The organism is Sulfuricurvum sp., from assembly GCF_028712165.1.
Lineage (GTDB): Bacteria > Campylobacterota > Campylobacteria > Campylobacterales > Sulfurimonadaceae > Sulfuricurvum.
In genome coordinates this window covers 1-11,549 of sequence record NZ_JAQTQR010000081.1, presented here as the reverse complement: position 1 = coordinate 11,549, position 11,549 = coordinate 1, and the positions used below count along the sequence as shown (strand labels likewise).

Sequence of the window (11,549 nt, the reverse complement as noted above, 5' to 3'; positions counted from 1 at the left end):
AATGTCATTATTAAAATTGACAGTGTCGATGAGCGAAAAAGTATGAGAGATTTACCGGAATTGGAGTTTGTGGATGCCAGTTTTGAAGTCGCAAATCTACTTGTGAATCATGCACTAAAACCCGGTGTCTAACCTTATTATCAATTATTAACATATTTTGCGGTAAAATTGGGCGATTTTTTACCCTAAGGTGTTCACAAATATGATAGATGTCGTTCAAATTCAAAAAATTTTACCTCACCGTTTCCCATTTCTCCTTGTAGATCGAGTAACAAATATTACTCCCAACGAGTCACTTATCGGTTACAAAAACGTCACCATTGGTGAACAAATTTTTGAAGGCCATTTTCCTGGTCATCCAATCTATCCGGGCGTTATGATTCTAGAAGGTATGGCGCAAGCCGGCGGAATCCTCGCGTTTCAAAGTATGGATATGACTGAGGCGGAAGCAGCACAAAAAGTCGTCTACTTTATGAGTATCGACGGTGCCAAATTTCGTGCTCCCGTTCGTCCTGGAGATCGTTTGGAATACCGTATGAGTGTTGTAAAACACAAAGGCGCTATCTGGGTACTAGAGGGTAAAGCGTATGTGGATGACGTGCTCGTATCTGAAGCCGAACTCAAAGCTATGATCGTGGATAAGTAGGCCGTATGAGTCTTATTTCACCGCATGCAATCATCGAAGAAGGTGCCATCATCGGCGAGAATGTCGAAATCGGACCGTTTTGCTTTATCTCAGGAAAAGCTAAAATCGGACGTGGGACTAAAATTGCCGCAAGTACCTGTATCTATGGCAATACCACTATCGGCGAGTATAATGAAATCTTCTCGCATGCCGTATTGGGTTCGATTCCGCAGGATTTAAAATATGCGGGTGAAGAGGTTGAACTGATCATCGGCGACTACAATAAAATCCGTGAATTTACCCTCTTTAATCCCGGAACAGCCGGAGGAGGCGGTAAAACGGTCATTGGAAACCACAATCTCTTTATGGGATACGTCCATTTAGGACATGATGTTATTATCGGAAATTATTGTATACTGGCCAATGCCGCGACCTTAGCCGGACATGTGGAAATGGGAGATTATGCCGTTATCGGCGGTTTAACTCCGATACATCAGTTTGTCAAGATAGGCGATTATGCTATGATTGCCGGAGCTTCGGCACTTTCCCAAGACGTTCCTCCGTATTGTTTAGCCGAAGGAAACCGGGCGGTACTGCGCGGATTGAACCTTAACGGTCTACGCCGACATATGGAGCGCGCTGATATCGATGCGCTTCGAAGTGCCTATCGAGAGCTCTTTGACTCCGGTAAACCGCTCCAAGAGCAGGCTACTGCCTTACTCGAAGAGAGTGAGAGCCAATTCGTTAAAAATCTTTGTACATTTATTGTTAACACCAAACGGGGAATCCCGTATGAAAGGAATCAATCATGATTCATCGCCACTGCAGTTTCTGTGATGCAACAGAAAGTGATCATAACCCGCTTATCGCCGGAGCCAATGTCTATATCTGTAAAAACTGTGTTTTTTCTGCCTATAAAATTATGTTTGGTGATTCCGAGGGTGAGAATGATTCAACCCATGAACATGTCAATGCCGAGCTGATAACACCTAAAGAACTTAATGCCTTTTTAGGGCAATACATTATCGGACAACAACGAGCACGCAAGCTCCTCTCGGTTGCCGTATATAATCACTACAAACGTATCTTCAAACATACCCATATTGAAGACGAAACGGAAATTGCCAAATCCAACGTTTTATTGATCGGACCGACCGGAAGCGGTAAAACATTGATGGCTCAAACCATTGCCCGTGTCCTCAACGTCCCTATCGCGATCGCGGATGCCACTAGCCTTACCGAAGCTGGATACGTAGGTGAAGACGTCGAAAACATTCTTACCAAGCTTCTCCAAGCTGCTGATGGCGATGTTGAACGGGCACAGCAAGGAATCGTATTTATCGATGAGATCGATAAGATTTCCCGTATGTCTGAAAACCGTTCCATCACCCGTGACGTATCAGGAGAGGGAGTACAGCAGGCACTTCTTAAAATCATCGAAGGTGCCGTCGTCAACATCCCTCCTAAGGGGGGACGCAAGCACCCGAATCAGGACTTCATCCAAATCGATACATCAGGGATTCTCTTCATTTGCGGCGGTGCATTTGATGGACTCGGTCAAATTTTAGAGCGTAAAAAAGGCAATAATGTCATGGGCTTCGGTCATGATAAACGCAACACTACCGATATCGATGACAGTTTTGAAAATGTTGAGCCTGATGATCTCGTCAGTTACGGCTTGATCCCTGAACTGATCGGACGTCTTCCGATCATTGCCTCTTTGAACAAAATCACCGAAGAAGAGATGGTTCGTATCCTGACCGAACCGAAAAACTCTCTGGTCAAACAATATACTAAGCTTTTTGCTATTGATGATGTCGAACTCTCATTTGACAAAGAAGCACTAAACGCGATTGCCGCAAAAGCACTTTCACGTAAAACCGGAGCTCGCGGACTTCGCGCCATCATGGAAGAGACTATGGGAGACATCATGTATGAGCTTCCAGAGTACAGCGGCTATGAAGTTCTAATCACCAAAGATGTCGTAGAAGAAAAAACACAACCTGTATACATTAAAAAACCAAATCAAAAAAGCGCATAGGAGAGACAATGCTATTTAATAAACTTATCGGAATGTTCTCAAACGATCTCTCTATCGACTTAGGAACAGCAAATACCATCGTAATTGCCAAAGGGAAAGGGATCATTATCAATGAGCCTTCCGTTGTTGCGGTTAAGATGGAAAAATACGGTCAGCAACGTGTTTTGGCTGTCGGTCGCGAAGCGAAAGAGATGGTCGGGAAAACACCCGGCAATATCAAAGCTATCCGTCCTATGCGCGACGGCGTCATTGCTGACTTTGATATGACCGAAAAAATGATCCGTAAATTTATCGAAAAAGCACACGGGCGCAGCAGTCTCATAAGCCCTCGTATCATCATCTGTATCCCTTACGGCTTGACACAAGTCGAACGCAAAGCGGTACGTGAATCGGCCATGAGTGCCGGAGCGCGCGAAGTATATCTTATTGATGAACCGATGGCCGCGGCTATCGGAGCGGGTATCGATATCCGCGAGCCGAAAGGGAATATTGTCGTCGATATCGGCGGCGGTACGACTGAGATCGGGGTCGTTTCCTTGGGCGGTTTGGTTCTTTGCCGATCTATCCGTGTTGCCGGAAATAAAATCGACCGTTCTATCATGGATTACGTCAAACGAAAATACAATCTTCTCATCGGTGAACGCATCTCAGAGGACATCAAAATCAACATCGGTACCGCGATGCCTCTGGCGCAAGAACTTAAAATGACGATTAACGGCCGCGATCAGGTTGAAGGACTTTTAACATCAATTGAACTCTCCAGTGAAGATGCCCGAGAAGCGATGCGTGAGCCTCTCAAAGAGATTCTTGAAGCGATTCGTGATGTACTCGAAAACATGCCTCCCGATTTGGCAGGCGATATCGTCAACAACGGGGTTATCCTTACCGGAGGCGGTGCACTTATCCGCCAATTGGATAAATACATCTCCGAAATCATTAAAATTCCCGTTTATGTTGCCGATGAGCCGCTTTTGTGTGTCGCTCGCGGAACCGGACGTGCACTAGAAGAGATCGATCAACTCCACGAACTGTTTGATAATGAATAAACAGACGTTGAGTCTTGCACTTATACTCGCCCTCGTGGTGGGTGGAGCGCTTTATTTTACCAATCTTCTCCAATCCCCGATTGTCCGTTTCACCCTCCTGATAAAATCAAGTTACCACGATAGTATTGAAGCTATCGAGCATACCATTGAGGAACATTTCAATCAGCAGGCCACCATCATCGATTTGCGCGAAAAAAATCGTTTTTATGAAAAACAGCTTCTCCATTTTCATCAGATAGCTGATGACTACCAAAAACTGATTCAGGAAGAGAACAGTACGATTCAAACCGATGCAAAAGTAGAGTTGGTACGCACCCTCTCCTATGTCCGCTTCGGCGATCCTTACCGAGTCTGGATCGAGATGAATAATTTTGATGTTAAAAAAGTGTACGGCCTCTTGTACCGCGGTTATACAGCGGGTATTGTCGTCTCAAATAACAACAGAGCAATGGCACTCCTCAACGGAGATGTTAAGAGTTCATACGCCGTAAATATCGGCGCAGCTATGGCACCCGGAATCGTTCGCGGAAATAATGAACGCCGACTGATTGTTGAATTTATCCCGACTTGGATCCCTATCTCCGTCGGAGATGAAGTGGAAACATCCGGTTTAGACCGTATCTTTTTAGCCGGATTAAAAGTAGGGAGAGTAGTCTCGATCACCAGAGCCAGCGGATATCAAAGTGCCGTTATTGAACCTTATTTTTATGGCAAAAACCCTGCCTACTTTCACGTTATAACTCAGGTACGATAATTTGAACGATAAAGGAATAAAATCCCTTTATCTACGCTAGCCGCTATGGCACTGAAGCTTGCCTCTTCGAGGCAGAATTTTCTGGATCAAGAACCTCTCACTAGCACTTGTAATCGGATTTTAAGTGCTTCTCGTCTATAATAATAAAATTTTTATGACGAGGGGTCTCAATGCCAAAACGCGACGACATCAAAACGATATTACTCATCGGATCAGGCCCGATCGTCATCGGTCAAGCCTGTGAATTTGACTATTCAGGAACACAAGCGGTTAAAACGCTCAAAGAGCTTGGCTACCGCGTAGTTTTGATTAACTCGAATCCGGCAACGATCATGACCGACCCCGAATTTGCCGATCGCACCTACATCGAACCTATCAAACCCGAAATCATTGCCGAAATTATCAAAAAAGAGAAAGTTGATGCTATTTTGCCGACCATGGGGGGGCAAACTGCACTCAATGCCGCAATGAAGATGCACGAACTCGGGATGCTGGAAGGGATCGAATTTCTCGGTGCCAACCCAAGTGCCATTAAAAAAGGGGAAGATCGCCAAGCATTCAAAGAGTGTATGGTCAAAATCGGGATGGATTTGCCGATCTCTCGCTATGCCTATAACATGGATGAAGCTTTAGCAGCAGCTGAAGCAATCGGTTTCCCGATCATTATCCGCGCTTCTTATACCCTCGCAGGGGGAGGAAGCGGTGTCGCCTACAATATCGATGAGTTTAAAATGCTAGCGCAACGCGGTCTTGATGAATCACCTATCACTGAAATCCTGATCGAAGAATCTCTCCTTGGATGGAAAGAGTACGAGATGGAGGTTATTCGTGATAGAAACGATAACTGTATCATCGTCTGTTCGATCGAAAACTTCGATCCGATGGGTGTTCATACCGGCGACTCGATCACCATTGCCCCTGCCCTGACCCTTACAGACAAAGAGTACCAGCGAATGCGTGATGCATCGTTCGCTATTTTACGTGAAATCGGTGTCGATACCGGCGGATCCAACGTACAATTTTCTGTCAATCCGTCAACAGGACGTATGATCGTTATCGAAATGAATCCGCGTGTATCGCGATCGTCCGCACTTGCTTCAAAAGCGACCGGTTATCCAATCGCGAAAGTTGCAACGCTGCTTGCAGTCGGATTTACCCTTGATGAGATTACGAACGACATCACAGGAACTCCTGCAGCATTTGAACCGGTTATCGATTACATCGTAACTAAAGTTCCACGCTTCACGTTCGAAAAATTCCCAGAAGCGGAGTCAACTCTCACTACCAGTATGAAATCGGTCGGTGAAGCAATGGCAATCGGCCGTACCTTCAAAGAATCGGTTCAAAAAGCACTCTGTTCTCTCGAAACAGGTCTCAGCGGATTTGATCCGATCGACGGTGATCTTGAATTCGTTAAACACGAAATCCGCCGTCCGAATGCCGAACGCATTCTCTACGTTGCGCAAGGATTCCGTATGGGTCTTTCAAAAGAAGAGGTATTTGAACTCTCTAAAATCGATCCGTGGTTCTTGACTCAAATCGAAGAAATCGTTGCTCAGGAAAAAACAATTTCTACAGCGACCCTTACTGATGAGCCGCAACTGCGCCGTCTTAAAACAGAAGGTTTTTCCGATAAAAATATCGCACGTCTCATCACTCAAAATGGCGGAAGTGCAAAAGAAAACGATGTTTATGATGCACGTAAAGCGCTCGGAATCGCGTTTGAATACAACGAAGTCGATACCTGTGCGGCAGAGTTCGGTTCACTTACACCATATCTCTATTCAACAACCAACATTACGCGCCTCGGACTTCAAGCTCCGCGTCAAAGCGATAAGAAAAAAGTGATGATCCTAGGCGGCGGACCGAATCGTATCGGGCAAGGTATCGAGTTTGACTATTGCTGTGTTCATGCCTCGTTTGCTCTCAAAGAGATGGGAATTGAGACAATCATGGTCAACTGTAATCCTGAAACGGTCTCTACCGACTACGATACCTCAGACGTCCTCTATTTCGAACCGATCGATTTTGAACATGTCCGTTCAATCGTCGAAGCGGAACAGCCTGACGGTATCATCGTCCACTTCGGCGGTCAAACTCCGCTCAAACTTGCCAACGGCTTGCACGCCATCGGCGCAAAGATCGCCGGTACATCGGCTGAAGTGATTGACTTGGCGGAAAACCGTGAGAAATTTTCCGCTTTCGTTGTCGAGCAAGGGCTAAAACAACCTGAAAACGGTATTGCGATGACCAAAGAGCAGGCATTTAAAGTTGCAGAAGAGCTCGGATATCCGGTACTCGTTCGTCCATCGTATGTTTTGGGCGGACGCGCGATGCGTATCGTTTACAACGAAGATGAACTCCGCACCTACATGGACGTTGCCGTATCGGTGAGTAACGATTCTCCGGTTCTTGTCGATAAATTCCTCGACCAAGCGGTTGAGCTGGATGTCGATGCGATCAGTGACGGTACCGAAGTCTATATCGGCTCGGTTATGCAGCATATCGAAGAAGCGGGTATCCACTCCGGTGACAGTGCCTGTTCACTCCCTCCGGTAAGCCTCAGTGCCGATTTGCAAGCACAAGTGGAACAGCAAACGAAAAAAATCGCTTTAGGTCTGGGAGTCATTGGACTTTTGAATATCCAATACGCGATTTATCAAAATGAGGTGTACCTTATCGAAGTTAACCCAAGAGCATCGCGTACCGTGCCGTTTGTATCCAAAGCAACCGGTATGCCTCTGGCAAAAGTCGCTACCCGAGTAATGCTTGGCGACACGCTCCGTAACGCACTCAAATTCTATGACAACTACAATATCGTTATGGAGGCAGACGGACTTCTCAAACCGCGTCTGAAAGGGCACGTTGCGATTAAAGAAGCGGTATTCCCTTTCAACAAACTTTACGGTGCCGATTTGGTCCTCTCCCCTGAGATGAAATCAACCGGAGAAGTTATGGGTATCAGTCAAAACTTCGGTGTCAGCTTCGCAAAAAGTCAGCTTGCTGCAGGAAACAAAATTCCGACGTCCGGAACCTGCTTCCTCTCGTTTATCGAGATGGATAAAGTTCATGCGCCGGAAATCGCACGCGGATTGCACAATCAAGGGTTCAAACTTGTGGCGACACGCGGTACCCAAAAAGCGATCGAAGCTGCCGGAATTCCATGCGAAGCGGTTTTAAAAATCAGTGAAGGCCGTCCGAATATCGAAGACGTTATGAAAAACGGAGAGATCTCTCTTGCGATCAACACTTCCGATAACAAAACTTCAAAAAAAGATGCAGAACAAATCCGTCAAATCGTATTGCGTATGGGAACTCCTTATTTTACTACGCTCAGTGCCGCACGTGCAGCTATTGAAGCAATGGGACATATGCACGATGACAGCTGGATGGAACCGCACGCACTCCAAGACTATCTTATTTCCTAAAATATGAAAGTTTTTCTCGCCCAGACCGACACTACTGTCGGTTTTCTTTCCCAAGATCCCAAGCGGCTGGAAATCATTAAAATGCGCGCTGACAATAAACCTTTTCTCAAAGTTTATTCTGATTTTAAAAGACTGAAACAGGATATTCGAATTCCAAATACCCATAAACGCCTTGTTCGTCACGCCTGTAAGACAACTTTTGTCGTTAAAAAGCAAGCCTTTCGCCATGTTTGTGATCCGTATCATGCTCGACTTATCAAACCCTATGGTTGGTTCTATTCCACTTCTGCAAACGAAAGCGGTCAATCGTATGCGAGAGAATTTTCTCAATCTGTCAGTGACATTATTGTTGAAGATTTCAGAGGCCTCTGTGAAAAGAGTGCCTCTAAAATATTTTTACTAACCCCAACCAAAATTAAACAATTACGCTAGGAGTCTATATTTATGAAACACTTTACAAGTGCTAAAAGCATCATGATGGGCAGTATGGGGATCATGGTCCTCAGTGCGTTAAGCGGATGCCAAAGTTCTCAAGAACAGCAGGTTGAAGGACAAAATAAATTTCTCGTTGTAGAACAACAGCCCAGCGGTAAATACGTCGTTGTCGAAGAGGTCCCTACTACCGGCCCAAGCCATGCCATTATCCGTTCAACTGATGAAAACGGTACCGTACATGAACGGGTTATGAGTGAAACAGAGATGAAACAACTCGCCGATCAAGAGTACAAAAAAATGCAGGAAGGAAAATCGGAACTCAATGCAGAACCCCAAGGTGAAGGAATGGGCTTAGGTGGAACTATTCTCGCTGCAGCGGGAGGAGCCTTATTAGGTAACGTCATCGGAAACATGCTGATGAACAACTCCACATTCCGTAAGAACCAAGATGCGTCAAACCGCTCCGCCTATCACCGTTCAGCGGGAGGGATGGGTTCTTCTGCCGCAACTGGCTCACAGAAAAAAAGTTTTTTCGGTAATTCTGCATCTAAAAGCACCGGTTCCGGTGGATTTTTCGGAGGATGAATATGATTAATTTACAAAAAATAAATCCGATAAGCGATGCTCTTTTAGAAGAAATCGGATTTGATTGGCATACCGACAGCGATGACACTAAATACGTAGCGGATGAACTGGTTCTTGTCACCGATAAAGAGGCCGAAGCCTATTATGAAGCAGTCAACGAACTGTATGATATGTATGCAACTGCAGCTCAGTATGTCATCGATAATAATCTCTTTTTTGAGTTGGGAATTCCGTTTAATCTCGTAGATATGATCAAAAAAAGCTGGGAAAACGATGTGCACTGGCACCTCTATGGCCGATTTGACCTCGCAGGAGGAATCGACGGTTCCCCTATCAAACTAATCGAATTCAATGCAGACACCCCTACTGCCCTTTTTGAAACCGCAATTTTGCAATGGGCACTCTTAAAATACAACGACATGGATGAAGAGCGTCAATTTAATACTATTTACGAAGCGATCAGCGAAAATTTTCGCCGTCTCATCACGCTCTTCGATGATACGGAAAAATTTGATTCACTGTATGAGGGATGGAAAATTCTTTTCAGTGCGGTAAACGGCAATATCGAAGAGGAACAAACGGTTCGACTGCTGCAGCAAATGGCAACCGATGCAGGTTTTGAAACAGGTTTTGAATCTCTCGGAGGGGTAAAGTTTGATGATGAGGGGATTTACGACACAGAAGATACTCCGTATGAGTACTGGTTTAAACTGTTCCCGTGGGAAGATATCGCTATTGAAGAACCGGAACTGGCCACCTTGCTCACAAGCATTATGAACAATCAAAAGGCTATTATTTTAAATCCGGCCTACACCCTTTTGTTTCAATCAAAAGGGATGATGAAAATACTTTGTGATCTCTTCCCAGATTCACCGTACCTTCTTAAAACCTCATTTGAGCCACTCCAAGGGGTTCAGCAGGTCGAGAAACGGATGTTTGGTCGTGAAGGTGCCAATGTTCGTATTATGGATGCCGCAGGTGCAACTATCGAATCCAACGACGGCCCGTACGGCAATTTCAAACCTATCTATCAAGAGTACGTCGAGTTTCCGAAAGATACGAAGGGCAACTGCTACCAGGCAGGTGTCTTTTTCGCCTATGAAGCATGCGGTTTGGGATTCAGACGAGGCGGTAAAATTTTGGGCAATATGTCCAAATTCGTCGGGCACGTGTTACGCTAAAACTATTTTTTTATTCCGGAACCGCATTACGACAGTAATGTCGGTTTACCGGTAAAATAGCCCTGAGAATAATCGACACCCATTTCTTTAATCGTGTTATAAATAACCTCATCCGATACAAATTCCGCAATCGTTTTCGCATCAATTTTCTTCGCAAAATCAATAATCGTTTCGACAATAATATGATGACGTGAGTTCCCTGCAATCTCTCGGATCAGCGAACCGTCTATCTTAATGTAGTCGACGCCCAATTTGAGTATATTTTCAAAATTAGAATATCCCGTCCCAAAATCGTCAATCGCTATTTTTGCACCCAAGGCTTTTACCTGCGAAATAAACCGTGTTACTTCTTCGTAACTCTCAATCCCTTCGGATTCCAAAATTTCAAATACAACCTGTTTCGCCGTACCCGTTTCTGTAATCGTTCTGATGATTTCACTTACCGTATGGGGATTGCGAATATCACTATCGGATAAATTAATGGAAAATTCCTCCTTGCGTGAAGCAAAGAGGGTACAGGCCTGATAGACCACTTCGAGGGTAATTCGAGGATACAGTTTCGTTTGTTTTGCAATCGATAAAAATTTTATCGGCGGTATGATATTTCCTTCGTCATTTATCATCCGTACTAAAGTTTCATATTTATCAATCGTCCCCGTTTTTAGGTTGACGATAGGCTGATAGTGACAAATAATACGATGTTCAAACAGTGCTCTTCGTACATTAGAAGCCATTGTCAGATTGGATCGATATTGTTCTTCCACCCCTTCTTTCTGATTATAGAATGCTATCTGTTTTCTATTCGCTTTTGCATGATGCAAAGCGATATCCGCACGTGTCAGCACTTTTTCGTGCCCCATAGCGACACCTATACTTATTCTAATATTGAGACTCTCTTCTTTGACCAAAAATGTTTTTTCGTCCAAAAATTTCGCAAGTATATTTAAGCGATGCTCCAATTCATTTTGATCATCTAAATTAGTGAATACTAAAGCGAACTCATCTCCCCCTAAACGATAACATGCCCCCGACAATTCCTTCAGCCATGTCCCGATTTGTATCAGGATTTCATCCCCGATTGAAATTCCGAAAAAGTCATTCACTTCTTTAAAATCATCTATATTGACGATTGCCAGAGCTGAGACATCTTCTTTTGACAATACTTCTTGGAGGCGATAGCGATTGGGTAGACTAGTCAATCGATCAATATAGTACTGTGTTTCCAATTCACGGGTTTTTTCATTGACCTTCATTTCAAGGGAGCTATTCATGCTTTCCATTTGTTCCAGATAATGTTGAGTCGTTTTTTGCATCGTGTTAAATGCCGTAACGATCTGTTCGATTTCAACACTGCCGTCTTCCTCAAAATCCATTTGGTCACCCGGTTTATAAAAACGGACTTTTTTTGCTATCTTTGTAAGAGGAGAGAGAAGATAGCGAACCCACCAGACTGC

Annotated in this window: 10 protein-coding genes; 9 read left to right on the top strand and 1 reads right to left on the bottom strand. The window is 44.6% G+C overall.

Annotated elements, in window-relative coordinates; genetic code table 11:
* Positions 1 to 202: 202 nt before the first annotated feature.
* From fabZ to PHP90_RS12180, 9 genes are all read left to right on the top strand, one after another.
* Entirely contained in the window at positions 203 to 646 is a 444-nt protein-coding gene (fabZ, locus tag PHP90_RS12220) for a 3-hydroxyacyl-ACP dehydratase FabZ (protein WP_299930351.1), read from the top strand.
* Positions 647 to 651: 5 nt separating this feature from the next.
* A complete protein-coding gene (gene lpxA, locus PHP90_RS12215) occupies positions 652 to 1,437 on the top strand; it encodes an acyl-ACP--UDP-N-acetylglucosamine O-acyltransferase (protein ID WP_299930348.1) in 786 nt (261 codons plus the stop codon).
* The gene (clpX, locus tag PHP90_RS12210) at positions 1,434 to 2,666 is read left to right on the top strand and encodes an ATP-dependent Clp protease ATP-binding subunit ClpX (RefSeq protein ID WP_299930345.1); all 1,233 of its coding nucleotides are present in this window, start codon (positions 1,434 to 1,436) and stop codon (positions 2,664 to 2,666) included. Before lpxA ends, clpX begins: the two co-directional genes overlap by 4 nt.
* Before the next feature lie 8 nt (positions 2,667 to 2,674).
* On the top strand, positions 2,675 to 3,712 hold the full coding sequence (locus tag PHP90_RS12205; RefSeq protein WP_299930342.1) for a rod shape-determining protein: 1,038 nt from the start codon (positions 2,675 to 2,677) through the stop codon (positions 3,710 to 3,712).
* Positions 3,705 to 4,466, top strand: a complete 762-nt coding sequence (mreC, locus tag PHP90_RS12200) for a rod shape-determining protein MreC (RefSeq protein WP_299930339.1) — start codon at positions 3,705 to 3,707, stop codon at positions 4,464 to 4,466. The genes PHP90_RS12205 and mreC overlap by 8 nt, the downstream gene beginning before the upstream one ends.
* Before the next feature lie 170 nt (positions 4,467 to 4,636).
* Positions 4,637 to 7,894, top strand: a complete 3,258-nt coding sequence (carB, locus tag PHP90_RS12195) for a carbamoyl-phosphate synthase large subunit (protein ID WP_299930336.1) — start codon at positions 4,637 to 4,639, stop codon at positions 7,892 to 7,894.
* 3 nt (positions 7,895 to 7,897) lie between these two features.
* Positions 7,898 to 8,326, top strand: a complete 429-nt coding sequence (locus PHP90_RS12190) for a hypothetical protein (RefSeq protein ID WP_299930333.1) — start codon at positions 7,898 to 7,900, stop codon at positions 8,324 to 8,326.
* Between the two features lie 12 nt (positions 8,327 to 8,338).
* The gene (locus tag PHP90_RS12185; RefSeq protein ID WP_299930331.1) at positions 8,339 to 8,914 is read left to right on the top strand and encodes a hypothetical protein; all 576 of its coding nucleotides are present in this window, start codon (positions 8,339 to 8,341) and stop codon (positions 8,912 to 8,914) included.
* 2 nt (positions 8,915 to 8,916) lie between these two features.
* Positions 8,917 to 10,095 carry a glutathionylspermidine synthase family protein gene (locus PHP90_RS12180; RefSeq protein ID WP_299930327.1) on the top strand — a complete coding sequence of 393 codons (1,179 nt, stop codon included), beginning with the start codon at positions 8,917 to 8,919 and terminating at the stop codon, positions 10,093 to 10,095.
* 26 nt (positions 10,096 to 10,121) lie between these two features.
* Here the strand turns inward: PHP90_RS12180 and PHP90_RS12175 are convergent.
* On the bottom strand, positions 10,122 to 11,549 hold a 1,428-nt coding region (locus PHP90_RS12175; RefSeq protein ID WP_299930324.1), incomplete at its 5' end, for a bifunctional diguanylate cyclase/phosphodiesterase.

Coding starts and splice junctions, on each gene's coding strand:
- fabZ (WP_299930351.1), top strand. CDS start 203: ATGATAGATGTCGTTCAAATTCAAAAAATTTTACCTCACCGTTTCCCA.
- clpX (WP_299930345.1), top strand. CDS start 1,434: ATGATTCATCGCCACTGCAGTTTCTGTGATGCAACAGAAAGTGATCAT.
- PHP90_RS12180 (WP_299930327.1), top strand. CDS start 8,917: ATGATTAATTTACAAAAAATAAATCCGATAAGCGATGCTCTTTTAGAA.
- PHP90_RS12205 (WP_299930342.1), top strand. CDS start 2,675: ATGCTATTTAATAAACTTATCGGAATGTTCTCAAACGATCTCTCTATC.
- mreC (WP_299930339.1), top strand. CDS start 3,705: ATGAATAAACAGACGTTGAGTCTTGCACTTATACTCGCCCTCGTGGTG.
- PHP90_RS12185 (WP_299930331.1), top strand. CDS start 8,339: ATGAAACACTTTACAAGTGCTAAAAGCATCATGATGGGCAGTATGGGG.
- carB (WP_299930336.1), top strand. CDS start 4,637: ATGCCAAAACGCGACGACATCAAAACGATATTACTCATCGGATCAGGC.
- PHP90_RS12190 (WP_299930333.1), top strand. CDS start 7,898: ATGAAAGTTTTTCTCGCCCAGACCGACACTACTGTCGGTTTTCTTTCC.
- lpxA (WP_299930348.1), top strand. CDS start 652: ATGAGTCTTATTTCACCGCATGCAATCATCGAAGAAGGTGCCATCATC.